Origin of the sequence: Cronobacter sp. HA18006, from assembly GCF_011605445.1 — a bacterium.
GTDB lineage: Bacteria > Pseudomonadota > Gammaproteobacteria > Enterobacterales > Enterobacteriaceae > Cronobacter > Cronobacter sakazakii.
On record NZ_JAANQB010000026.1, the window covers coordinates 1 to 24,478 of the forward strand.

Annotated in this window: 18 protein-coding genes and 1 pseudogene; 1 reads left to right on the plus strand and 18 read right to left on the minus strand. The window is 53.6% G+C overall.

Features of this window, described 5'->3' with window-relative positions:
* The 3 genes from G9X48_RS20180 to tssI (G9X48_RS20190) all read right to left on the minus strand — a co-directional run.
* A partial coding sequence (locus G9X48_RS20180) for a DUF6531 domain-containing protein (protein ID WP_166499973.1) occupies positions 1-3,181 on the minus strand: 3,181 nt, incomplete at its 3' end.
* A 2-nt stretch (positions 3,182-3,183) separates the two neighbouring features.
* Positions 3,184-3,615 (minus strand): DcrB-related protein, encoded by a 432-nt coding sequence (locus G9X48_RS20185; RefSeq protein WP_012126135.1) that lies wholly within the window; start codon positions 3,613-3,615, stop codon positions 3,184-3,186.
* Positions 3,612-5,543, minus strand: a complete 1,932-nt coding sequence (gene tssI, locus G9X48_RS20190; protein WP_014729882.1) for a type VI secretion system tip protein TssI/VgrG — start codon at positions 5,541-5,543, stop codon at positions 3,612-3,614. The genes G9X48_RS20185 and tssI (G9X48_RS20190) overlap by 4 nt, the downstream gene beginning before the upstream one ends.
* A gap of 456 nt (positions 5,544-5,999) precedes the next feature.
* Here tssI (G9X48_RS20190) and G9X48_RS20195 point away from each other — a divergent pair, with 456 nt between their 5' ends.
* Entirely contained in the window at positions 6,000-6,260 is a 261-nt protein-coding gene (locus G9X48_RS20195) for a hypothetical protein (RefSeq protein WP_097640617.1), read from the plus strand.
* On the opposite strand, the gene G9X48_RS20200 is transcribed toward G9X48_RS20195, so the two are convergent.
* From G9X48_RS20200 to tssI (G9X48_RS20270), 15 genes and pseudogenes are all read right to left on the minus strand, one after another.
* Positions 6,244-6,762, minus strand: coding sequence for a hypothetical protein (locus G9X48_RS20200; protein ID WP_097640618.1), 519 nt, complete (start codon positions 6,760-6,762; stop codon positions 6,244-6,246). The genes G9X48_RS20195 and G9X48_RS20200 overlap by 17 nt on opposite strands.
* Before the next feature lie 170 nt (positions 6,763-6,932).
* A complete protein-coding gene (locus tag G9X48_RS20205; RefSeq protein ID WP_007832645.1) occupies positions 6,933-7,355 on the minus strand; it encodes a hypothetical protein in 423 nt (140 codons plus the stop codon).
* Positions 7,356-7,367: 12 nt separating this feature from the next.
* The gene (locus tag G9X48_RS20210) at positions 7,368-7,817 is read right to left on the minus strand and encodes a hypothetical protein (protein WP_097640619.1); all 450 of its coding nucleotides are present in this window, start codon (positions 7,815-7,817) and stop codon (positions 7,368-7,370) included.
* Between the two features lie 181 nt (positions 7,818-7,998).
* Positions 7,999-8,358, minus strand: coding sequence for a hypothetical protein (locus G9X48_RS20215; RefSeq protein ID WP_133067117.1), 360 nt, complete (start codon positions 8,356-8,358; stop codon positions 7,999-8,001).
* A gap of 16 nt (positions 8,359-8,374) precedes the next feature.
* Positions 8,375-9,610 (minus strand): annotated as a pseudogene (locus G9X48_RS21560) (RHS repeat-associated core domain-containing protein); the annotation flags it as partial.
* Between the two features lie 105 nt (positions 9,611-9,715).
* Positions 9,716-10,693 carry a hypothetical protein gene (locus tag G9X48_RS20225; RefSeq protein WP_097640620.1) on the minus strand — a complete coding sequence of 326 codons (978 nt, stop codon included), beginning with the start codon at positions 10,691-10,693 and terminating at the stop codon, positions 9,716-9,718.
* A 2-nt stretch (positions 10,694-10,695) separates the two neighbouring features.
* The gene (locus G9X48_RS20230) at positions 10,696-15,102 is read right to left on the minus strand and encodes an RHS repeat-associated core domain-containing protein (protein WP_243760759.1); all 4,407 of its coding nucleotides are present in this window, start codon (positions 15,100-15,102) and stop codon (positions 10,696-10,698) included.
* Positions 15,103-15,115: 13 nt separating this feature from the next.
* Positions 15,116-15,541, minus strand: coding sequence for a DcrB-related protein (locus G9X48_RS20235; RefSeq protein WP_007872472.1), 426 nt, complete (start codon positions 15,539-15,541; stop codon positions 15,116-15,118).
* A gap of 64 nt (positions 15,542-15,605) precedes the next feature.
* Positions 15,606-16,121, minus strand: a complete 516-nt coding sequence (locus G9X48_RS20240) for a hypothetical protein (protein ID WP_234006922.1) — start codon at positions 16,119-16,121, stop codon at positions 15,606-15,608.
* Between the two features lie 63 nt (positions 16,122-16,184).
* Positions 16,185-16,880, minus strand: coding sequence for a hypothetical protein (locus G9X48_RS21325; RefSeq protein WP_176687329.1), 696 nt, complete (start codon positions 16,878-16,880; stop codon positions 16,185-16,187).
* Entirely contained in the window at positions 16,877-19,456 is a 2,580-nt protein-coding gene (tssI, locus tag G9X48_RS20250; RefSeq protein ID WP_097640621.1) for a type VI secretion system tip protein TssI/VgrG, read from the minus strand. Before tssI (G9X48_RS20250) ends, G9X48_RS21325 begins: the two co-directional genes overlap by 4 nt.
* Before the next feature lie 315 nt (positions 19,457-19,771).
* Entirely contained in the window at positions 19,772-20,857 is a 1,086-nt protein-coding gene (locus tag G9X48_RS20255; protein ID WP_041460909.1) for a hypothetical protein, read from the minus strand.
* Between the two features lie 17 nt (positions 20,858-20,874).
* A complete protein-coding gene (locus G9X48_RS20260; protein WP_097573877.1) occupies positions 20,875-21,309 on the minus strand; it encodes a hypothetical protein in 435 nt (144 codons plus the stop codon).
* A 21-nt stretch (positions 21,310-21,330) separates the two neighbouring features.
* Positions 21,331-22,425, minus strand: coding sequence for a PAAR domain-containing protein (locus G9X48_RS20265; RefSeq protein ID WP_097640622.1), 1,095 nt, complete (start codon positions 22,423-22,425; stop codon positions 21,331-21,333).
* Between the two features lie 22 nt (positions 22,426-22,447).
* Positions 22,448-24,409: a type VI secretion system tip protein TssI/VgrG gene (tssI, locus tag G9X48_RS20270; RefSeq protein ID WP_097640623.1), complete on the minus strand. Its 1,962-nt coding sequence runs from the start codon at positions 24,407-24,409 to the stop codon at positions 22,448-22,450.
* Between the last annotated feature and the right edge of the window lie 69 nt (positions 24,410-24,478).

Consider the following 24,478-nt stretch of genomic DNA (forward strand, 5'->3'; position numbering starts at 1 on the left):
GCACGCCCTGGCTGCGGGAGATTTCCCGGTGCAGCCGGTCGCGGCCGTACGCCGCCAGCGTGTGCATTGCCCCGCCGTGGCGCAGCTGCATCTCCAGCAGGTGGCCGGTGCCGTAGCGCAGCGTGGCAAGCTCGCGGCCATCCGGGAATGTTGTGCTGCTGAGGTTGCCCAGCGCGTCGTACCCGTATTCAAACTTCCCGCCGTGGTTCTCCTCGCTCACCAGCTCGCCCGCCGCGTTACGGGTGAAAACCAGCACGGCGTCCCACTCAGGTTCGCGCTCTTCCAGCAGCGCCTGCCGCCATTCGGCGCGCGTGGCGCGGCGGATTTCCAGCGAGAGCGTGTTGTGGCGGTACTCGGTGCGGTGCTCTGCGGTTTCCCGGGCGGTGAGACGCCCCAGCACGTCATATTCAAAGGCAGTCACCAGCGGCGCGTCCGGGCTGCCCGGCAGCGGATGGCGAATCACCTCCGTCACCCGGCCCAGCGCGTCGTGGCGGTATTCCGTCAGGCGGCCCGCGTAATCCCGCTGCCCCGTCAGGCGGCCTGCGGCGTCATACTCAAACCGCCAGCTCTCGCGGTTCGGGTTCACCAGCGTCGTCAGGCGGCCAAAACGGTCGTAACGCAGGCGCGTCTGGTGGCCCGCCGGGTCGGCGGCGCTCACCACCTGGCCGCGCGCGTTGCGCGTCACCTTGCGCTCGCGCAGCCCGTCGTCGTCCTGCCCGCACAGCAGCCCGGCGCTGTCATATTCGTAGTGCGTCTCGCGGCCGTCCGCCCGTCGCCAGGTGCGCAGACGCCCTGCCGCAGTCAGCGTCCAGCGGTCGGTGTTGCCTTCGGCGTCACTGGCGCTCAGCGGTCGCCCCGCCGCGTCATAAAGCCGCTGGCTCTGGTTGCCGGAGCAGTCCTCGTCGCGCACCAGCTGCCCGCGCTCGTTCCACCAGAACCGGTGCGTGTTGTTCAGCGCGTCGGTCTGCTGAACCAGGTCGCCCTGCTCGTTCCACTCAAAGCGCGTCACGCCGCCTTTCGGGTCGGTGAGCGAGACCACATCGCCGCGCGGGTTGTATTCGTACTGCCAGGTGGCGCCGTCCGGCAGCACTTCCTTCACCGGGAAGGCGAACACCGGGTGCCACGTGGTGAAGGTGCTGTTGCCGAGCGGGTCGCGCACTTCCGTCAGGTTGCCGTGCTCGTCGTGGCCGTATACCCAGCGGCTGCCGTCCGGCGTGGTGGCCGCTTTCAGCAGCTCGGCATAATCCGCCCACTCGTAGCGCCACACGCCGCCGTGGCGGTCGGTGTATTCCGTGATGCGGTAGAGGTAATCCCAGCAGTGGCGCGTCGAGAAACCCGCGTCGCAGCTGACCGTGGCGCAGCGTTTCGCCTCGTCGGCATCGATGCGCCAGCGCTCCAGCACGTTGCCCTGGTCATCCAGCACCTGATAACTGCACACACGCCAGTTGGGCGCATCGGCGGCGGGCTGCCACTGATAATGCACGCTGAGGTTGGTGGCGTAGCTGTGCCAGCCCATCATGTCGCTGGCGCGATCCCAGCCGAAGCGGCGCGTGACGATGCCGTCCGCGTCGGTGACCTCGATCAACTGGCCGTGTTCGTTATAGCCGTAAGTCACCAGCAGGCGGCGCTCGCCGTTGCACACCTGGTGTACGCTGGCGAGGCGGCCATGCGTTTTCTCATACGCCAGTTCGACATCCAGCGCTTCGTTGTCGCCGGAAATCCGCACCAGCCTGCCGTGTTCATCCCAGCTGTAGTACTGGCAGTTCTCATGACGATCGTAGATGCGGAACAGCCGCCACTCGCCCGGACGCGTCGGGTCCGGTTCGTAGACGTGGTATTCGCCGCTCGTCATCTGGAGCATCAGCGTGCCGCTGACGGTGTAATAGAGCGTGACGCCGTCTTCGAGATAATCCACCACGTCGCCGGGGGTCAGCTCGCCGAAGCCCAGCTCGCGGCCCGACATATCGCGCCAGATAAACTGATTGTTCTCAAGGCGGAAGAAGCGGGTCTCAAACGGCAGCAGCCAGCCGGTGCCGAGCATACCGGTCGCCAGATTGCGGCTGTTGTAGACACGCTGCCAGATGAGCGGAATGCGATCTTCCAGCGTGAAATCGCGGTCTTCAGCGCCCGCGAGGATTTTCGCGCCGCTGGCGATATCCACCGGGTGCTGCGTCTGGCGCGCCTCGCTGCCCACTTTGCCTGCCTGAATCAGCCCGAATGTCGTCAGGCCCATGCCGAGATCGGCGGCAAACTGGCAGCAAAAGGTTTTCATGATCTGGCGGCTGAAGAGTGTCTTCAGCATCCCTTTGCTGAGGTTGCGGATAATCGCCGGGCCAAGGCTGCCGATGGTGTTGCCAATAAGCCGCGCCCAGAAATTCTTACCGCTGCGGATATCGCGCACCACGATGCTTTCGCCGCCGATGCGCACGCGCGTGTTTTCTTTAACTTTGACTTTGGCTTCGCAGGTGCTGCGATCGCCGTTGCGGCTCGCGGGCTGGCCATTGATCAGCACTTTTTTCGAGCCTTCCGCCAGGTAGTTGGTGCCGGTCACCGTATGGCCTTTGGTGCACACCACGATATCGCCCGGCGCCGCCTTAGCGTACGGGCTGGCGCCCGCCACGACGGGTTGCGTGAAGTTATCCCAGACGCTGCCCGCGAATTTTTTTACTCCGTCCCAGCCGCTGCTGGCGATGGCGCTTGCTCCTGCCGCCAGGTTATCCAGCGGGTGCAGGGTAAACTGCGCCACTTCGAGAATGGCAACCGCGGTGCCTATCGCAAATGCCTTCGCCTGATCGCCAAAGCTCTCTTGCGGGATGGGCGTATTGAGATAGTTGTGATCAACCGTGCCCGCCGCGCGCGCGGCGGCTTTTTCCATAATGCGTACGTTGTGAGAGCCTGTCTTGATAATCGCATCCGGCGGGCCGAGCCAGCCGAAGAAATCCAGCACAGCATCGACGCCTTGCCCCACCAGATCGCCGGCGTCCTCTGCAATACCCGTGGTGAATACGGCCGCGATCAGTACAACGCCCGCAACCGTACCCAGCCCCGTGCCCATCATCGCCGAACCCGCCGTTATGGCGGCAAGACAGATAGCCCCCTCCACCGCGCCACTGACGACATCGGCGAGCAGAGAGCTGTGGATGAGCGGATCATCTATACGGGCAGCTAACAGTTCGGACACGCTTACGCTCCCTCTCCAGGCGTGAATTCCAGCCCCGCTTTAATGGATTCCCACACCGCCAGCGCGTCGTCATCAAACGGCGCGGTGCGGCTCATCGCCATCACCAGCAGGTGATCGTCAAGCATGGTGGTGGCGAGCTGTTCATAAACCGTCACGCCGTGGTTTTCAAAACGCATGGCGACTTCCCGCGCGGGCCTGCCGCCCACCTGCGTATCAGTGACTTCATCACCCGTGAACTTTTTCATGTCACGTTTGATTTTGGCGACCTGGCTTTTCAGGTAAGTCTCTTCTTCGCCAGGCTTGACGTCCCAGGCGCGCGTCAGCACCAGGGAGGCACCCGCTTTCGGCAGTGACAATATCGTCATGCTGCGATCCTGCACGGCTTCCGGCAGCGTCAGCGTCCCTTCTGATAACGTATATTTCACCTGGCTCATGCCTGTCCCTCTCCGTCGGAATTAAATGTTTTTGCCACTTCGTTCTGGATATCCCCGGGCGTCGGCGCGACATTTGACGCTTTGTCCGGTTCATTTTTGAGGTTCAGATCGAGCGTGCCGCCGGTATTGATTTGCCCTGTGCCGCTGGCGTTGATCGCGAATTTTGTACAGTAGAGATTGACCTCGCCGTTCGCGCTCATTTCCAGCACCGAATCGCCCGTGACGAGGCGAATGCCAGTCGCGGAAGAAACAGTCACCGTGCCCTGGCCTTTGATGTCGTACTGCCCCCCGACCAGCTCATTGCGGCTCATCTGAATGGCGTGTTCCTGCTTGCCTTCAACCTTGCCGGTGTAGTCCTGCTTTACAGAAAGTATCCGCGAGCCGCCGACGCTGTGGGTTTCATCTTTTTTCACTTTGGTATCAAGGTTGCGCTCGGCCTGCAGCCACACCTGCTCCTCACCGGCCTTGTCCTCAAAGCGCAGGGCGTTGGCGTTGTCCGGCGAGCCGTCCTTCGAGCGGCTTAAGAAGCCCATCTGTGTCGCTGCAGCAGGCAGCGCCCACGGCGGCATGCTGGCTTCGTTATACACGCGGCCCGTTATCAGCGGACGGTCCGGGTCGCCGTTGATGAAGTCCACCACCACTTCGTCGCCCACGCGCGGTATCTGCACCCCGCCGAAGCCCTGGCCCGCCCAGGCGCTGGAGACGCGCACCCAGCTGGAACTGGTGTCGTCGCCCTTGCCGAGGCGGTCCCAGTGGAACTTCACCTTCACCCGGCCATATTTATCCGTCCAGATGCTCTCGCCCTGCGGGCCGACCACCTTCGCCGTCTGCGGGCCGTAGGTACGCGGCCACGGCGTCTTCTGCGCCGGGCGGTACGGCACGTCCGCCGGTATCACCTCAAAGCGGATTTCATGCAAGGTGTTGCTGTCCGGGCCGCTGGCGTAGCGGTTCTCCTCGAAGCGGTAGTGGGCGATGGTGGTGAGGTACTCGCCGTTATCGCCGAAGAACGGCGCGTTGCGCAGCACAAAGGTGTGGCCGGGTGCGATGCCGAGCGCGGTCGCGGTGCCCTGCGTCTGGCGGTGCTCCACCTGCCAGCGCTCCTGGCGGATGCGGGCGTAGAACTCCCCGTGGCCGTGCTCCACAAAACGCCCCGGCCAGTCGTAGACGTCAATGCTGCCCGGCTGCGGCGACAGCGGGTTCTGCCGCGCCTGGAACAGCCAGGCGTTGGGCTTGCGGAAGTCATAGTCGTCGAGGCTGTAGATGCCCGGCGTCACGCTGTCTTCCAGCGCCCACTGGCTGATGCCCTCTTCGTCGGTTGAGCCACCGGACGGCGTGACGTGGTACGGAATGGTCTCGTAGCCCGGGAACGGCTCGTACTGGCCGGGGGCGTCCGTCAGCACCAGCGTGTGGCGGTCCTGCTCGTGGCGGAAGTGGTAGGCGATGCCCTCCAGCTCCAGCAGGCGGCTGATGAAATCGAGACTGCTCTCCTGGTACTGCACGCAGTATTCCCAGACGCGGTAGCTGCCGGAGAGACGCTCTTCCATGTTCACCCGGCTCTCGCCCAGCAGCGTTTTCACTATCTGTGGCACCGTCTGCCCCTGGAAGATACGCAGGTTGCGGTCGCGCTGCATCGGCCACAGGTCCGGCTCCACCGTCAGCTCGTAGGCCGCGTACCGGGTGCCGGAAAGCTCCACCGCGCTCACCGCCACGCGGGTCACCTTGCCGTTGAGGTAGCGCGGCGTCATCAGCGCCTGGGTCGGGATGGTCACCGTCACCGGCTGCCCCAGCAGCGCGCTGCGGTCGGCGCGCGCATCGGTGCCGAGCAGCGTCAGGGTGAACATGAACGGCTCCGACAGCGCCTCGCGCCCGGAGAGTTTCCAGAAAAGCAGCCCCTCGACCGGGAGCTGAACGGTGATTCGGTTGAGCATAACTTCCATCCCTATGTGTATATGCGGTGCATACCAGAGCCGGAGACATCCACCTGGCTATGCCCGTAAATCACAGCACAGCAGCAAATGACGCATACCTTTCAGGCTTATGGCCGCGCAGCAGACACTCTGCCAGAAACACTTTGCAGTTTTAGTTAATTTCATATTGCAGGCGACATGAAATTTCATAATACGGCTACCGCTGCCATAGCCTCGATCGAGGTTAAGCCATATCAGGAAATGTCAGGTAACGAAGCGGTAAAAAAGACGCTATACAAACGCCACGCGCTTGCTGTGCAAATATACCAATAAGTGACTCATCGAAAAACCGCCATTATTCTGAATATACAGACTAATCTGATTCCACTGGCTGTAAGGATTGATGGTTGGGATAAATTCTGACGACTCGCGCACTATTTTTATGGAGAGCGTCACTAATAACGCGCTGAAATATTCATGAAAGAAAGAGAATTTTCTTTTACTTACCGCGCTGAGAAAGGCTTTTTATATGAAAGGATAATATTTAGCTTAGGGGAACCACTAATTATGGTGGGTAGGGTAAATAACGGATTATTTACCCCGGCGTGCAAGAGGTTTTCTGCGAGATTCTGGATGATAGAGGCTTTTGCGGGTGTGGCGGTGCGCTCAGCGGCGAGCGCGGTGCGTCGTGCCGGCATCATCACTCAGGCCGCGCCGGGCATTACTTATCCCGGCTAATAATGACGTTACTCAGGCAATCCGGCGTTTTCTCGCTAAAGCTGAACGTGACAGCCTCGCCAGACGCACCGGCAGGCGTGGTGTAGCTGGTCACTTCGTTTTGCGAATGACCGCGCGGGGTGTCGGTTATCGTCAATACGGGGTAATGCTGTTTAACGTCGTTAAGCGTCAGGCACCGCCCCTGCCAGTGAGAGATAAACAGCAGCGTTTTCTCCTGCAGATCTCTGCTCAGCCGTAATTCAATGTCGGTCAGTTTCCCTGACGCAGTAAACGCGACATCTCCCGCCCGGTAAAAATTGATGTACTCGTTCTGAGAATCCAGTTGGAATGTTAAAGGCGCATGGTTAAGCGTGGCGACGTTGATATCCGCTAAGGATGACCGCATCGTACTAATAAACTGCCAGAGGCTGGCAGAGGATGTACTGGCTGAAGCGCCGCTAAGCATTAACAAGGTTATTAACGCAGCGGTAATAGCCTTTCCAGTATGGCGAATGAAAATCATATTATCCTTAAGGGAGGGCCCTCGATCGGGAGCTGAACGGTGATTCGGTTGAGCATAACTTCAGTCCATATTGCTGAGGAACATGACAGAACGGTTATCTTTCTTGCGGATAAACGCAGTGCGGGAAAGAAAATAAGATTAACAATCGATTCATTCTTTTAAGGTCGCCTTTATTGTTTTTTCCTTTGCCACGGCCACCTGTGATTCTCCAGCCTGACATCCAGTATATTTCGCATCTTCAACATATTCTGACGCGGGTCGGATTTAAGGCAGATCACCGGGATAGGTAAACCTTTCTGAAATTTAAATAGGTCCATCGTTTCTATGGCGGTAAGGACATTATCCTGGACCATCATCTCCCCATTCGGGAGCGGATACTGATATTTTAATCTGATGTTCACGATACCATCTGCGGAAGGGGTGCCAGGTATCACTTGCAGTATTTCGGCATCTATATACAGAGGGTCATTCAGAATAGCTTGTTGCTGCTTATCCGTTTTCTTATTTTTTATCATGGTGTAAATGATTATCCCGACAAAGGCCACAGGAATAATATAATGCATGCTTTTTATAATTAACGTTACAGTCTCCATTTACTATTCCTGTCATTGCGGGTGAAACGGGGCGAGCCATATCCCGTAATAAATCAGAGCGGCGCCCAGCGAAAGCACCGCTCTGAGTACTAATGGCGCTACCGGGCGGACATTTTTAACGGCTGACTGTATTGTCTGATAATTATCCTGATTGAAATTCTCATGAAATTTCATAATAAGAAAAAACTGCGTGTTTATGCCCACAGAAGCAAACTGCAATCCCCACAGCACAATGGCTGACAGAAGCAGGGTGCATGAATAATGTTCAGCTGCGGCAGGAGAGAAGATATTCCAGACGAGCGCCATCGCGAGAAAAACGAAAGAGGCGACCTCGAAAATAATAAAAATGCCGACAAGCTTAAGACCAAAGAAAAGCCACTGCCTGCGAGTAAAGGACGTTTTACCTTTCCAGATGATATACAGCGCGCACGCCAGGAAAAAAACAAATCCCACGAAAAACATTCCATTGCCTCAAAGAAATTATACTGTCACACACTGACATTACGGGTGCGTGGCCCTGCTCAACCGTTGCGTTGCCTTAAGATATTTAAAGTAAGGAATCGGCGTCAGGCAGACATCCGAAAACGCCAGATATTCTTGCATGGTATACCCAGTCGGCACTTTCTGTAACACTTTGTGCCACTTAATAAGCCGGAGACATTTTGACCAGTGTTTTGTTTTTAATGTCAATAGAAAAGTGCCACTCATGCCACCCTTCAAATTTTTCATTAAAAACGCACACTACTAAAACTTCCTGCATACTATTTTTAGTTAAATAACAAAAGTTAGCACCATCTGGTGGAGAAAAAGAATGAATTTTATTTCCACATTTATCCAAGGCGACTAATTTATCAGGGAGAGGCCGAGCATTACATAGTATAATAATTTTCTGGCGATGGTCATCAAGCATAGCCTGATCAAGGCCCTCTATATATAAAATTATTTCCTTTGTATCAACAGACCAGCAAAGATTAGTATTATCCACACAAAAATTTTCAATCATGTTTCACTCATTAAGATCAGGGGTTTATTGGTTTTTCGTCAATAACTTTTAAATAATTCATACGTTCTGCAGGAGGAACCGCCATTTCAACCTGTGATCCACCACCCGGAAGATAAGTACTGGTTCCTTTATCTACTTGAGGGCCAACCATACCAATTTTAACTGGTAATGGCTCTGTTACTTCATAAGTGATAACACGATCAATGTCTGGTTTCCATTCCTGTTTAACAGCAAGCTCATTTCGAACATAAGATACGTCAGTAATATCATCAAATGTAGCAAATCCGCCGGGTCTTGTTGCTGGCTGTCCCGGAGATACAGCCATTTTTACCTTGGTACCGGGAATTAAAGTAGCATTTAATGGTGGTTCATCTAGCGGCCAAGGCGATTGTTCATGTACCAGTTTCTTATATGCAGCGGCAGCTTCCGTAGATGATTTAAAATGACCTCTATGCTGACGTTGGAATTCATTCCAGGTATTTTGTCTACATGACAACCCCCACGGATCCACCCATCCCAGCGCATTCGGCGCAAACTGGTACAGATTGATACCGCCCGCCAGCCCTATCGGGTCGTGCTGCGTGAACCTGCCGCAGTCCGGGTCATAGTAACGGAATAAATTGTAGTGAAGCCCGGTTTCGCGATCCAGGTACTGACCCTGCATACGCAGGTTCTGGTGATAGCCCGTCGGCAGCGGCGTCAACTCATGCGCCAGTTTGCCCCACGCGCTGTTTCGCCCTTCCCAGCGCACCCGGCCTTCCACATCAGTCAGCCGCTCCGGCGTGCCGTTCGGCTGATTGTGGAACCAGTAAATGTCCGATGACTGCGTGCCGTCGATGCGCGCCAGCGGCTCGTAGCTGTGCGGGTCGCTGTAAACGTAGGTGAGTGGCACCCTGTCATGGATTTCCTGTAGCAGCCGGAATCCTTCCCAGACAAAACGTGTGGTGACCGTTTTACCGGTGGGCTGGCACGCCAGAAACCGACGGCGGGTCTTGCTGATGCGCCGCCCCAGCGGGTCGTAGCGGAAGCTCACCTCCACCTGCGGCTTATTGCGGTCGCGTGGCTGGCTGATAACGTCCGTCAGACGGTGCTCGCCGTCGTAGCGGTAGCGCCAGCGGGTCTGTCCGTTATCTTTTTCTACCGTGCGGCCATGAATGTCATAACGCCACTGAATGCCGTTAAGCTGCGTCACACGGTTAAAGCGCACCGTCTGCGTCAGCTGACGCCATGCACTATCGTGTGCTCTGCGGTAGCAATAAATAATTTAAGCAAATTTATATGCGGTGCTATTTAATTTTACTATATTAACAGGCCAGATGTGATAACTGGCCAAACCTATTTTTAATATCTTTTTTGGTTAGAGATAAGATTCAAGCAGGGGTTCTGTGACTGGAGTCTTTTCCTCTCTTGCGATTAAAAAGGTCGGAATAGGGTAGTTGGTATCATTCTGAGAGAGTGCATTTTTTACATAAAGTTTTAAAGAAAGCAAATCACCTTTCCCGTTTATCTTAATTTTTGGCCATTCATTTTTAATTAGCTCATCCCAATTTCTTAAAGCATGACCAGGAATTACACTAACTTCTTTAATAGCTTCTTTTAAATAGTACTTTCCATTGTAAGGAGTTTCATACCCTATGAAAGGAGACTGCATATTACTTTCATGACAAGAAAGAATGTAATAAACCCACGGCGTGTTACCCCATGACAGAACCATCAATCCCTCATTAAAGATTTCATTGGCTAGTTCTGTTGTTGTAAACTCTTCTATAAGATCATTATTATGTATCTTATCTTTCAAGAAAGATTCTAATAGTTTTATGTCTGTAAGCATAAAACCTAATTCACTCAACCCGCCAAAATAACGAACTGCCTTATTATCTTTTTTCGAGGAATGATAGGGATTACAACTCAGACTTCTGGCAATCACATGAATATTTATAATACTAGCCCGTTCCAACAACTCCTTTTTACCGGATGAATTAACTTCCTCCCCAGTATGAGGGACATCTTTATATAAATAAACGCCTATTCTATAAGTAGGATCATGCAATTCTTGTTGATCCCCAAAAGTAAACTCTTCTCCCGTTACCCCCTTAATACAAATACTGAATTGATTACTAGCCACAATAACTGGCTCTAAGATAGTTTTATAATCGTCAATATATTTTTCTAAAAAAGAAGGTTTATCTGGCTCAATCACTTCAATATTAATTACAGTTTTACCTTTAAAGGTATAGTCCAATAGGGAAGAAATATCAAAATTCCCCTGACTGGTTTTTATTTCTATTTTCTTAATCGAGTTGATGTTATCAACTGCATACTGTAATTCTTTCATTTTTACCTCTTCTTGAGACAACCTTGATTTTTTGCCCACTCTTTCGTTGCTTCCCATGCCTCTGAAGGGCTTACATTCTTTATAATTTCTTTTCCTTTCGTACCTGAAGCTGATATTTCATGCAAGTCACCACGAATATCTTGTAAAGCGGGATTGTTATAATGGTTTTCTAATGAATTTAACCACTCATCATTCGTCATGCCCGCTTTGATTACTTGCTCTGGCTTAACCAAAGGCTTAGTTTCCGCACCAATTCCATTATAGCCATGCATTGCACTATGCTCGATACCGCTCCATTGAGACTCACCCCAGTACATCGCTGGCACCTTTGTCTGTGAGTTAAATGGTTCTATCCCCAAATGAGTAGCAACCTCATGTGGAACCATATGATGCCCTTGCTTTACAGGGTTGCTCAATGGCATCCATCCTAAAGGATCCACCCATCCCAGCGCATTCGGCGCAAACTGGTACAGATTGATACCGCCCGCCAGCCCTATCGGGTCATGCTGCGTGAACCTGCCGCAGTCCGGGTCATAATAACGAAATAAATTGTAGTGAAGCCCGGTTTCACGGTCCAGGTACTGCCCCTGCATCCGCAGGTTCTGGTGATAGCCCGTCGGCAACGGCGTCGACTCATGCGCCAGTTTGCCCCACGCGCTGTTTCGCCCTTCCCAGCGCAACCGGCCTTCCACATCGGTCAGCCGCTCCGGCGTGCCGTTCGGCTGGTTGTGGAACCAGTAAATGTCCGATGACTGCGTGCCATCGATGCGCGCCAGCGGCTCGTAGCTGTGCGGGTCGCTGTAAACGTAGGTGAGCGGCACCTCGTCATGGATTTCCTGTAGCAGCCGGAATCCTTCCCAGACAAAGCGTGTGGTGACCGCTTTACCGGTGGGCTGGCCCGCCAGAAACTGACGGCGGGTCTTGCTGATGCGCCGCCCGAGCGGATCGTAGCGGAAGCTCACCTCCACCTGCGGCTTATTGCGGTCGCGTGGCTGGCTGATAACGTCCGTCAGACGGTGTTCGCCGTCGTAGCGGTAGCGCCAGCGGGTCTGCCCGTTATCTTTTTCTACCGTGCGGCCATGAATGTCATAACGCCACTGAATGCCGTTAAGCTGCGTCACGCGGTTGAAGCGCACCGTCTGCGTCGCGCTGTTATCAAGCGGGTTGCCCGCCGCGTCCCACTGCCACTGTTCCTGGCCCGGCAGTGTGCCGTCCTGCGTCAGCAGACGCCCTGCGCTGTCATATTTCCAGCGGTACCAGCTGAAGGGGTTGTCGTCGCGCTCCTCGCGAATGAGATTGTTGCGATAATCATAATCCCAGCGGCGAGACCAGCGGCGCGGCGCGGGGCGTTGCGCATCGCCGGTGAAAACATCGCGTCTCGTCAGGCGGCCCAGCCGGTCATACTCGTTGCGGCTCGTGAGCACCCCTTGTGTACGGCTCAGCTCGCGGTGCAGTTCATCGCGGGTAAAATCCGTGACTGGCAGATTATCAAGCGCAATGGACAACAGATGACCGCTGCCGTAGAAGTGGTGTTTCAGCATTCGCCCGTCGGGCAGTTGCACAGACGTGCGGTTGCCGAGCGCATCGTAGGTCCAGCCCAGCGCGCCGTTTTCGCTCTGCTCGCCGATGACGCGGCCTAGGGCGTCATACTCAAAGCTCAGCTCCTGTTCCGCCTCGCGGCTCCAGACGTTTTCCGCAAGCGAAGCATGCAGTGCGATACGACTGATTAATCCCGCTGGCGTGTAGTCGTAGCGGGTCTGGCCTTCCGGCGTCGTGCGTGAAAGAAGCTGCCCGGCCGCGCTCCAGGCGAAAGTATGGGTAATCGCCTCAGAATGCCCGGCGGCGAAAGTACGCAAAATGGTGCGTCCGCAGGCGTCATACCCGTAGCGGGTAATCACGCCGTCTAAACTTTCTTCCTCCAGCAGCAGAGAATCCGCGCCCCAGCGGAACTGGTATGTCTCGCCTTTTTCATTTTCGAGTGCAATCAGGCGGCCACGGCTGTCCCAGCGGCGGCGCACGGTATCCCCCTGCGGGTTAGAGGTTGAAACAAGTCGCCCCGCAGCATCATAAGTAAATTCGCTGCGCTTGCCGTCAGCCCCTTCATGCGCCTCAGGCAGACCGCGCGCATTCCATAACAGGCGTTCTTCCCAGCCTTCCGGGCGCTCCAGTTGGATCGGACGGCCTGCAGCATCGTAGTGATAGCGGGTCTCTTCGCCATCCGCTGAGATTGCAGTACTTAACCAACCAAGCGGGTGATAGCGGTAACGGGTAACGCGCCCCGAACAGTCCGTCGCGCGAATGACTTGCCCCGCGTCGTTGTATTCCTGGTGGCGGCTGTTACCCGCCGCATCCACCTCTTCCACGATTTGACCAAACTCGTCGCGGCGCAACAGTGTGGTTTGCCCGAGCGCATCGACGATGCGCGCCAGCCCATGATGTTCATCGTAATAAAAACGCGTGGCGGTACCGTCCGCCTCGGTGATAGCCGCAGGCAAGGCGCGGTGCTCCAGCCACTGCGTGGCGCGGATGTTGCCTTCAGCATCCACTTCCTGCACCCGATTACCCATGTCGTCATAAACAAAGGTGGTCGCGTTACCCAGTGGGTCGACACGGCGGGTCAGCAGATCGTGTTCATTCCACTCGTAACGCCAGCTCTCACCACGTTCGTCAACAAAACGCGTGATAAGCCCCTGCGCGTTCCAGTAATGCTGGCGCGTCTGGCCGTCGTATTGCGTGACCGTCGTCAGGCCTGCCGCCAGATCGTAAGCGATGCGGCAGCCATCACCGGTACTGGTGCGGTTCTCTACCACGCGCCAGTGATCGAATTGCTCCCAGCGATATTCACTCTCCAGCCCACCGGGTAACCGGTGCCAGATCATCAGGCCAGCATCGTTATAGCGATATTCACGTGTCGTGATGCCGGCTGCGTCAGTGACTGCCGCCAGTTGCCCGCGACCGTCGTAACGATAAGTGACCAGCGGCCATTCTCTTTCACCATCAAAATGCACGGCTGACGTCAAACGCTGCGCAAAGCGTTTATCCTCATAGCGCAGCGTGACATCAATGGCGCACGGCGCGTCGTGAATACGCACCAGGCGGCCATGTTCATCCCAGCCGGTTTCCAGCGCATTGCCATATTCATCGCTTAGCGATGCAAGGCGCAGCACTGAAGGGTTGGCGCGTGTGGGTTTAAATAAGCGCCAGACGGCACCGTCATCATCGGCGATCGCCACATCGCCGTTCTCATTACGACGAACGATAAGCCCTTCGCTGATACTGTAAAGCGCCTGGTTCAGCGGCGGCAGCGTAAAGCGCAACTCACGGCCAGTCTCGTCAAACCAGGTAACTTCGCCATCTTCCAGCGTCAGGTAGCTGTCAAAAGCGGTAGCCCAGCCCAGGCCGAACAATCCTTCGCGGGTGGTTAAGCTGTTATAGCTGCGCTGCCAGCGCAGGGGAAAACGACCAGGCAGTGAGAAGTCCAGTTCATTATTATCGTTCAGAACCTTCACGCCGGTAGCGGCATGAACGGGGTGAGATGAGGCGAAAACGGCGTTTATCGCCATATCCGTGAGCATACCGGCGCCTGCAGACACTAAAGCGCAGGGCATATTTTTGAGAATGTTGCCCGGACGTCCTCGAATGAGCGAAAGAGCAATCATCGCTACCGCCAGCCCTGCGGTTTTACCGCTTTTGATATTGCGCACCGTCAGCGTTTCACCGCCGATAATGACGTTTGGCGATACGTCGTCCGAAATAGTGGCTTCGCAGGTGGTGCGATCTTTGGCGCGCACGGCAGGCTGGCCGTTAATGAAGACGCTTTTTGACCCTTCCGCCAGGTATTGCGGGCCGGAGTGTTTATCACACAGCACGGTATCCAGCTCCAGCGACGAGGTCCCTGGCGCGGCAGTCGCGACCGTAGGCTGCCACATCTCGCTGCCGAACTGCGCCGCTGCGGAAAGCAACATACCGCCGTAGTCGGCAAAACTGCCAGGCTTTTGCGGCTCCGGCGGCGGCGTGTCGCCCGGCGTAAGTTTGCCTGCCGCGCGAGCGGCCGGAAGCTTGTTGGTCAGCACATTGGCAGAGCCGGTAGCGATTGTCCCGGCCGGTGATGGCGGGAAAATCGCATTGCCGATCCCCGTCGCCATATTACTGATGTCATCCGTGATCCCTGCGGCGTTCGCCAGGATACCACCGATAATTCCGCTCAGCGCGCAGCTGGAACCTATCGCCGCCAGCCCCGCCGCCGCAGCGCCAGCCCCCGCAAGCGGTGCGGCAGCCGTTGCGGCCACGGCTACCGCCGAGCCAATGGCTGCATACGCGAGACCTTCAGCCACAAGGCTTGTGATATCGGCAAAGATACTGGAGTGGATAATCTTGTCGCCCTGGCGGGCCGCATGTTTGTCGCTCATGCCACGTATTCCATTATTTATGCAGCGTCAGGCTTTGTTTAATCGCATTCCAGCGTTCCGCATCTTCATCAGTGAAGGGGCGTAGTGCGGAAAGAGTGAAAATTAACAGGCGCGGTGCATCAGGTGCCTGTACGGCAAATTGCTTCTGCCAGATTTGCTGATCCTGACGTACAAACGCGGTTTCAACTTCCACCGCGCGGTGCGAAGGCTGTCCGACCAGGATACGTGCAAACTCGCTCTGTTGGATTTCACCCATTTGTGCGCGCAGCACCTCCCACTGGCGGTGAAATTCTTTTTCGAAATCGCTGTCATCCGGAATTGCGCCGCGGCTGACAATTAACGATAACCCGCTCTCATCATCGCGTAACATCGTCATGCTGGTGTCCTGCCAGGCGGCAGGAAAAAGGGAAAACGAACCTTCCTGAAGGGTATATTTCATGGTGGGCCTGTAATTAGATTTGTACGCTAAATAATAATCAAGAGCGGGTTAAGAGTACCTGCGCTTAATATTCATACTTAGCCATCGTGATACGTTTCAGACACCGTGAATCCTGTTCCGGGAAACTAAAAGCCCAGGCAAGTCCGCGGTCATCTCTTGCAGTCCGGTAACCGATCATTTGTCCGACGGCATGTCCCTTCGGTATGTTAAACAATTTAGCATCAGGGAAATGTTCTCTGACTTGCTCAAGCGTGATACAAGGCGTATCAACAATAAACGAAACCAGCGAGACGCTTTTGTCACCGTTGCCCCAAAGGCGAACATCAAGTCCGCTGAGCCGGGTACCGTCCAGTAATGTAAACGGTGCGGACGTGAAGCGATTATCCGATGTTGACAACGTTCGGACGAGAGGCTGTTTAAGAAGCTGACTAACATCCTCTGCTTGTTTTCCCCATACGGATTTTAATTCGCGCGTGGTTTGCCATAACGCCTTATGACCTGCGCTGGTTTGTTCCGCAACGCACAATAGCGGTATGGATGACAGTATAAACAACAGAGAACGTGTTATTCTGTTTTTCATTATTGCTTAACGTTTGTATAGCCAGCGCCTATAAATACAGACACCGGCTTGATTAAAAGTAAGTTATTTCGACCATTCGCCAGGCTGATTTACTAATGTTTTATTACCCTGATTGACGGTAAGCCTCAGCGGTTCATATTGAACAGTATATTTCACATCAGCATTATTATATTCTGAACCAATGACCTTGCCTTGATCATCTAAAAGAGATTTGCCTTTTAAGGTAATAACACTGTTATCGCTTTTTCTAATTCCTAAATAAAGCATATCATTACATTTGGATAAAAAATTCCCACATTTATTTGTAAGGCTTATATTAAATTTTTCTGTGGTAAATCGTCTGGTTTCCGATAAGCCTGCACCTTCCTGCTTAGATAAGTTATAGGTTTCTGGTGCGTAATACTCACCTTTATCCGGTGCCTGTACCATTTTCCAGGACATTTTATCACCACTCACACTGAGCTGTGCTTGTCCCGTGCCCCCACCAAAAGAGGAAGTAAATTCAACAGCAGCCTGATCATTATTAACAGTACCACGTAGATTTTCCTCCCCGGCGGCCGGACAATCAATACGATTGCCTCGCTGAGTAATATAACAGTAACTTCCGGTTAATTTTTTTCCTTGCTGTTTAAGCCGTAGCGTTAATGTCGAGTCATTTTGAACGGCACCCTCCCATTGGCCGGTAAACGTGTCACCAGCCATTACTGAAACGCTGTACAGCCCCATCAAAAATGCGCAAGCCGTCAATTTTATATTCATTCAAAATTTACCTGTGAACACCGATCGACTCGATTCAACCATCCTGTCAAAAACTTACCATTTTTAGGATTGTTGATCACCAGATTTTCATAATATTCCTTTCGGATTTCAGCTATCCGGGAAGTTAGTTTCGCGGAGTCATTGACACTGTTCATGGCTTCAATTGTTTTGGGCCCAATCTTGCCATCAGTAGCTAACTGTTGCCCGAATTCATTATTGAGTAATTTCTGTATTTGTTTACCTGCCCCACCGGAAGTAATGGTCCAGTCATAAGACATTAAAGCAAGCTTTGGGTCTTTAATATTATTAAAACCAGAAGGATCCCAGTATCGTTTACGATAAATTGTTTCTGCTTGCTCAGTGGTAATATTTTTAAGATTATCAAGAGTAGGCTCAACACCAAGATCTTCTTTGGCATATTTTTGCCATGTATTCCATGCTATGCCTTTGTTTGTTGCACCACCAGAATCATCAGGGTCATTAACATAACCGCCTTCATTTTTGAAAATGATCGGTGAAATTTTTGAAAAATTATCCTGATTCTGGTTAGTCGGCGCAGCAGGCTTTGCTGGCTGTGAGGGAGTTGGTTTTGCTGGCGGAGTTGGAGCCGGTTTTTTAGCTGGCGCGTGCGTAGGAACTGGCGCGCCTTTACTTTTCTTTCCCGGCGTGAATTTTTCCTGCACTGCCGCATCAATATCTTGTTTATGCTGACTCCCCGGCGCCGTCGTTCCCGGCTGCGTACCGGCAGTATTGAGGTGTAGCTTACCGCCTGTCGTGATATAGCCATCCCCTTCGACAAAGAAATTAAACTCTTTACCGATCAGATTTATTTTGCCGTTTGCATTGAGCTCAATGGCACTTTCACCGCAGACCAGACGCAGCTTGGTTCCTGAGGCCAGAACATATTGTTCAACAACGGCGTCCAGCTTGCCCTTTCCCGTCAGGATTTCGGTGCCGCCTTTAACTGCCTGAATCTGATTCTCTTCAACGCGATGCAATTCGTTTTTACGCACGTAATGGCTGCGCGCGCCGTGGACAGTATGTGACTCGTCATTTTTCACTTTGGTATCAAGGTTGCGCTCGGCCTGCAGCCACACCTGCTCCTCGCCCGCCTTGTCCTCAAAGCGCAGGGCGTTGGCGTTGTCCGGCGAGCCGTCCTTCGAGCGGCTTAAAAAGCCCATCTGTGTCGCCGCGGCAGGCAGCGCCCACGGCGGCATGCTCGCTTCGTTATACACGCGGCCGGTAATCAGCGGACGGTCCGGGTCGCCGTTGATGAAATCCACCACCACCTCGTCGCCCACGCGCGGTATCTGCACCCCGCCGAAACCCTGGCCTGCCCACGCGCTGGAGACACGCACCCAGCTTGAGCTGGTGTCGTCACCCTTCCCAAGACGGTCCCAGTGGAACTTCACCTTCACGCGCCCATATTTATCTGTCCAGATGCTCTCGCCCTGCGGGCCGACCACCTTCGCCGTCTGCGGGCCGTAGGTTCTGGGCCACGGCGTCTTCTGCGCCGGACGGTACGGCACGTCTGCCGGTATCACCTCAAAGCGGATTTCATGCAGGGTGTTGCTGTCCGGGCCGCTCGCGTAGCGGTTCTCCTCGAAGCGGTAATGCGCCACCGTGGTGAGGTACTCGCCGTTATCGCCGAAGAACGGGGCGTTGCGCAGCACAAAGGTGTGGCCGGGCGCGATACCGAGCGCCGTCGCGGTGCCCTGGGTCTGGCGGTGCTCCACCTGCCAGCGCTCCTGGCGGATGCGGGCGTAGAACTCCCCGTGGCCGTGCTCCACAAACCGGCCCGGCCAGTCGTAAACATCAATGCTCCCCGGCTGCGGCGACAGCGGGTTCTGCCGCGCCTGGAACAGCCACGCGTTCGGCTTGCGGAAGTCGTAGTCGTCGAGGCTGTAGATGCCCGGCGTCACGCTGTCTTCCAGCGCCCACTGGCTGATGCCCTCTTCGTCTGTGCTGCCGCCTGAAGGGGTCACATGGTACGGAATGGTCTCGTAGCCGGGGAACGGCTCGTACTGGCCGGGGGCGTCAGTGAGGATGAGCGTGTGGCGGTCCTGCTCGTGGCGGAAGTGGTAGGCGATGCCCTCCAGCTCCAGCAGGCGGCTGATGAAATCGAGGCTGCTCTCCTGGTACTGCACGCAGTATTCCCAGACGCGGTAGCTGCCGGAAAGACGCTCTTCCATGTTCACCCGGCTCTCGCCGAGCAGGGTTTTCACTATCTGCGGCACCGTCTGCCCCTGGAAGATACGCAGGTTGCGGTCGCGCTGCATCGGCCACAGGTCCGGCTCCACCGTCAGCTCGTAGGCCGCGTACCGGGTGCCGGAAAGCTCCACCGCGCTCACCGCCACGCGGGTCACCTTGCCGTTGAGGTAGCGCGGCGTCATCAGCGCCTGGGTCGGGATGGTCACCGTCACCGGCTGGCCCAGCAGCGCGCTGCGGTCGGCCCGCGCGTCGGTGCCGAGCAGCGTCAGGGTGAACATGAACGGCTCCGACAGCGCCTCGCGCCCGGAGAGTTTCCAGAAAAGCAGCCCCTCGACCGGGAGCTGAACGGTGATTCGGTTGAGCATAACTTCAGTCTCTATATTCACGAACAGTCAATGCTGAAAGGAAGGAAAGCCGGATCCGAGGATTTTTAATTTAAGCATCAAAGTGGTGATTGGTTGACGCAGTGGTCTTATGACAGTGCCGGAAGCAACACCAAAAGCACGCTGGGCTTTTCTCTGTTGTTCATTTTCTTAACCTTAACGGCAATGCCCCACAAAAAGAGAAAATTCTGTTTATTTAGCTTAACCATAGCCTACTGCAAAATATAAAAAATAGCCTATGCGTTATAATAGATTTTAATGATTTTAAGATAAATTTTATATACAGATAAAAAAGTATTAATTCTCAATAGCACCGCGATCTTTATCAAAGGTTGCCAGAATTATTTCAAGGCATCTAATGTTTGCTTCAAAATAGTAATCTTTGTGGTTCATATGAGGCCCAACCATTTCTGCATAACACCATACGTCATCGCAGCCAAAGACATAAGCCTTGTAAAGCGCACGTACCTTTTCAGCGGCGCTTATGATTTCACCATTCCACTCAAAAAGCACATCATCTAAACGTTCATTCATATCATTAACGATATTTTTAGGTCCATCGGCGCTGAGTGCGACTGCATTATCATGTTTATTAAACCGCGAGGTCGCCATCGTGAAAATCTGCTCTGGCGAGATATAGGCCACCTTCGCGAAGAAACATAAATTAATCACACCATGGTTGATATCATTAAAGGTGTGTTCAATAACCAGTCTGTTATCTGCAATAACTTTAGAAGCCCATGAGTCAGGGATTTTGAAAGAAATCCCGCTCTCTTTGCCTGCCGTTGCGGTAGAGAGCAACTCCGCTAGTAAAAGATTACTTCTGTGTGAAAGATCCCAGTTGACTGCAGTAAAATGAAGAATTTTTGCATTATTTTCATAGTCATTTTCTGCACAGGATGCTTTCAATAGGAAGTAATTGCCGCCACCATTTACCGGGTTATAATCCTTCTGCACCGTGAATCTTGATATAACTTTCTCACCAGAGTTAAGACGTTTGAATGTAAGCACATCTGCAAATTTACCGGCACCAGAAGGATGATTGATAATTCGCTTATGGAGAATTTCCTCACCCATCAGTGAGAGTTTATTAAACAACCAGTCAGATGGATTCATTTCCCACGGCGCATTCTCATAAGCCACCCAGACCTCCATATAAAAAGAAGCCTCTTGTGAGATATAGCGCCCAATATTAGTTAAGGCTACGTCTTTAAATTCGATTGGTTCAAGCTCAACGGGTTTAACATACTTAGGCAAAATAACCCAGTAGTGAAGGTTTTCCTGCACAGGAGCCGTATACAAACATTTCCAAAACGTTTCTTCGGCTTCATTTTTACTGAAATCCAGCGTAACCGGAAAGCTGTGTTCAATATCGAAATCCATAAAAAGCCCTTTCAATGTTAGCTCAACCAAATGCCGTAATATATTAAAATCGCCCCTACCGACAAAAACAACCTTAATACAAGCAAGGGTGATGGGGAGAGGCTATTGGTAAATCCCTTAATTTTTTCATAATTATCACTATTGTATTTCTCATGGAACTTCAACATACCACCAAATAAAGAAAGGAACAGTCTCATCAGAAACTGGATCCCCCACAGTGTCGCCAGCGAAAGAAAGCTTATTCCTGTGTATCGCTCGGCAGCCCCATAGGGAATGACGAAGAAATAATTCTCCAGGATAAATAAAATCGAGGCCAAAACCATGGTTATAACATAAATACCAACCATTTTTAAAATAAAATAAAGCCAACCTTTTTTTCCAGAAGGGAGTTTACTTTTCCAGATTACATATAATGCCATTAATACAAAAACAGCAAATACCAAATATGACATATTGCACCCTTTTTGTCGTGCTTAGTCTCCAACCAAGACCGTTCCGCAACCACTAATTATTATTCCATCCTCCGACACAGATTTAGTAGCGACGTTTTTATTTTTCTGATCACCATAAATAAACTCAGCCCCAAGCTTAATTAAATGAATGTGAAAGTCAATCCATTTATCATATAGCGGCTTTAGGGCGAATTTGATATTTACATCCCCTTTGATACCTAACGCAAGCGCAAGCTCACCAGAGGCCTTTACATTCAAAGAGTAATCGGTTTCATCAACCAACAACGCCATTCCTGCAGACGCGCCTACACTCCCTAAGGACCCGCCAATCTTACCTTCTGTTGTCAGCACTCCGAGGATGTCGCTTTTAGTTGTAATCTCTCCTTTGACGGCCGCTGCCTCAGCACCAATCTCAGTTGAAAAACCATATTTCCCTTTACCACCACGATAAACTTCACTGATCACTTTAGCTTCAGCTGTGCCGAACGTAAAATCGCCGCCTGCGCTCATATACAGACCGCCTTCTTTACCAATTGCACCTGTAGCACCATACTGAACACCAGTAGCGGTAGCATTGGCACTGCCGGTTGCCATATCTTTTTCAGTAACATAAAGGGTTCCTGAAGCATTGGCGGCTGCTACTTTGGTGCGCATTTCGCCACGGATTAACGACTGGCTTTTCATATTACCTATCACTAAGTCTTGTAAAGCAAAGCCAATTGTTGCCGTGTCGAACCTGCCTGTTCCAGACTTATCCTCCAGGCTGGCATACGCCCCCAGTGCTCGCGCATCATAGTTATCACCATGAATAACGCCATCTGGCCCTGCTTTTTTTGCTACCGTTGCTCCCCAATATTTTGGTGGGGCGGTTTTGTCTTTAGGAGCCGCAGCTTTATTACACTGGGTCTGATCTCCCAACCGGGCAAGAGGAAGCCCATTAACAAACACCGTGCCAGAACCACCGACTATTATTCCCTGACCGTGTTTTTTGCACAATAAACCGTCAGTCTTTCTTGCTGCAGGAAATCCACCAATAATTACATTTGGACTCCCTGTCTGTATTAAACCCAAATGCGCGCCTTTATCAATTAGCGCTCTGGCGGCTGGCTTCCCCATACACATTCACCTTATGCTTATGTTAACTATTTATTTTTACTACGGCACCTTTGATATCAGTAAGATTGACCCCAGTTATATTTACGGTATTTTTTGCTGTTGTATCGACATTTACCCCACCACCTATTGCAGTCAATTGATCGCCTTTTAAAGAGGCCGAATTTATGCTTTCGGCAGTCAAATCTCCTTGCAACACAGTAATATTTATACCCGTCGGTGTGATTAATAAATAATTATCACCTACTTTGAGTTTAATGCTTGATGTTGCTTCCAGAGATGTATTACCGTCTTTATCCATAGTTAATATACAGGCAGACTGACCAACGTTGACAGTATGCTTCGAACCAATACTATTAATTGAGTCAACACCCACGCTGGTAGTCACATTTCTTTTAATGGTATTTTTTTCATCTCTACCTATTGTTTTATTACGATCTACAGCAACGTGATGGGTCTCAGAGTTTTCAATTTCTGTATCCATATTTCTTTCTGCATGGATCCAGATCTGCTCATGGCCCGCCTTATCCTCAAAGCGCAGGGCGTTGGCATTATCTTTATGGCCATTTTTACTACGGCTTAAAAAGCCCATCTGTGTCGCTGCAGCAGGCAGCGCCCACGGCGGCATGCTGGCTTCGTTGTACACGCGGCCGGTAATCAGCGGACGGTCCGGGTCGCCGTTGATGAAATCCACCACCACCTCGTCGCCCACGCGCGGTATCTGCACCCCGCCGAAACCCTGGCCTGCCCACGCGCTGGAGACACGCACCCAGCTGGAACTGGTGTCGTCACCCTTGCCCAGACGGTCCCAGTGGAACTTCACCTTCACGCGGCCATATTTATCCGTCCAGATACTCTCGCCCTGCGGGCCGACCACCTTTGCCGTCTGCGGGCCGTAGGTTCTGGGCCACGGCGTCTTCTGCGCCGGGCGGTACGGCACGTCCGCCGGTATCACCTCAAAGCGGATTTCATGCAGGGTGTTGCTGTCCGGGCCGCTGGCGTAGCGGTTCTCTTCAAAGCGGTAGTGGGCGACCGTGGTGAGGTACTCGCCGTTGTCGCCGAAGAACGGGGCGTTACGCAGCACGAAGGTGTGGCCGGGTGCGATGCCGAGCGCCGTCGCGGTGCCCTGCGTCTGGCGGTGCTCCACCTGCCAGCGCTCCTGGCGGATGCGGGCGTAGAACTCGCCGTGGCCGTGCTCCACAAAGCGGCCCGGCCAGTCGTAAACGTCAATACTCCCCGGCTGCGGCGACAGCGGGTTCTGCCGCGCCTGGAACAGCCAGGCGTTCGGCTTGCGGAAGTCGTAGTCGTCGAGGCTGTAGATGCCCGGCGTCACGCTGTCTTCCAGCGCCCACTGGCTGATGCCCTCTTCGTCGGTTGAGCCACCGGACGGCGTGACGTGGTACGGAATGGTCTCGTAGCCCGGGAACGGCTCGTACTGGCCGGGGGCGTCAGTGAGGATGAGCGTGTGGCGGTCCTGCTCGTGGCGGAAGTGGTAGGCGATGCCCTCCAGCTCCAGCAGGCGGCTGATAAAGTCCAGACTGCTCTCCTGGTACTGCACGCAGTATTCCCAGACGCGGTAGCTGCCGGAAAGACGCTCTTCCATATTCACCCGGCTCTCGCCCAGCAGCGTTTTCACTATCTGCGGCACCGTCTGGCCCTGAAAGATACGCAGGTTGCGGTCGCGCTGCATCGGCCACAGGTCCGGCTCCACCGTCAGCTCATAGGCCGCATAACGGGTGCCGGAAAGCTCCACCGCGCTCACCGCCACGCGGGTCACCTTGCCGTTGAGGTAGCGCGGCGTCATCAGCGCCTGGGTCGGGATGGTCACCGTCACCGGCTGCCCCAGCAGCGCGCTGCGGTCAGCGCGCGCGTCGGTGCCGAGCAGCGTCAGGGTGAACATGAACGGCTCCGACAGCGCCTCGCGCCCGGAGAGTTTCCAGAAAAGCAGCCCCTCGACCGGGAGCTGAACGGTGATTCGGTTGAGCATAGTCTTCATTCCATAATGTCTTATGCGATCGCGTGCGTAGCGGCAAAGCAGAAAGGGAGAAAACCCGCG

Coding starts and splice junctions, on each gene's coding strand:
- G9X48_RS20255 (WP_041460909.1), bottom strand. CDS start 20,857: ATGGATTTCGATATTGAACACAGCTTTCCGGTTACGCTGGATTTCAGT.
- G9X48_RS20235 (WP_007872472.1), bottom strand. CDS start 15,541: ATGAAATATACCCTTCAGGAAGGTTCGTTTTCCCTTTTTCCTGCCGCC.
- G9X48_RS20185 (WP_012126135.1), bottom strand. CDS start 3,615: ATGAGCCAGGTGAAATATACGTTATCAGAAGGGACGCTGACGCTGCCG.
- G9X48_RS20265 (WP_097640622.1), bottom strand. CDS start 22,425: ATGGGGAAGCCAGCCGCCAGAGCGCTAATTGATAAAGGCGCGCATTTG.
- G9X48_RS20225 (WP_097640620.1), bottom strand. CDS start 10,693: ATGAAAGAATTACAGTATGCAGTTGATAACATCAACTCGATTAAGAAA.
- tssI (WP_014729882.1), bottom strand. CDS start 5,543: ATGCTCAACCGAATCACCGTTCAGCTCCCGGTCGAGGGGCTGCTTTTC.
- G9X48_RS20230 (WP_243760759.1), bottom strand. CDS start 15,102: ATGAGCGACAAACATGCGGCCCGCCAGGGCGACAAGATTATCCACTCC.
- G9X48_RS20200 (WP_097640618.1), bottom strand. CDS start 6,762: ATGATTTTCATTCGCCATACTGGAAAGGCTATTACCGCTGCGTTAATA.
- tssI (WP_097640621.1), bottom strand. CDS start 19,456: ATGCTCAACCGAATCACCGTTCAGCTCCCGGTCGAGGGGCTGCTTTTC.
- tssI (WP_097640623.1), bottom strand. CDS start 24,409: ATGCTCAACCGAATCACCGTTCAGCTCCCGGTCGAGGGGCTGCTTTTC.
- G9X48_RS21325 (WP_176687329.1), bottom strand. CDS start 16,880: ATGAATATAAAATTGACGGCTTGCGCATTTTTGATGGGGCTGTACAGC.
- G9X48_RS20240 (WP_234006922.1), bottom strand. CDS start 16,121: ATGAAAAACAGAATAACACGTTCTCTGTTGTTTATACTGTCATCCATA.
- G9X48_RS20205 (WP_007832645.1), bottom strand. CDS start 7,355: ATGGAGACTGTAACGTTAATTATAAAAAGCATGCATTATATTATTCCT.
- G9X48_RS20195 (WP_097640617.1), top strand. CDS start 6,000: ATGAAAGAAAGAGAATTTTCTTTTACTTACCGCGCTGAGAAAGGCTTT.
- G9X48_RS20260 (WP_097573877.1), bottom strand. CDS start 21,309: ATGTCATATTTGGTATTTGCTGTTTTTGTATTAATGGCATTATATGTA.
- G9X48_RS20215 (WP_133067117.1), bottom strand. CDS start 8,358: ATGATTGAAAATTTTTGTGTGGATAATACTAATCTTTGCTGGTCTGTT.
- G9X48_RS20210 (WP_097640619.1), bottom strand. CDS start 7,817: ATGTTTTTCGTGGGATTTGTTTTTTTCCTGGCGTGCGCGCTGTATATC.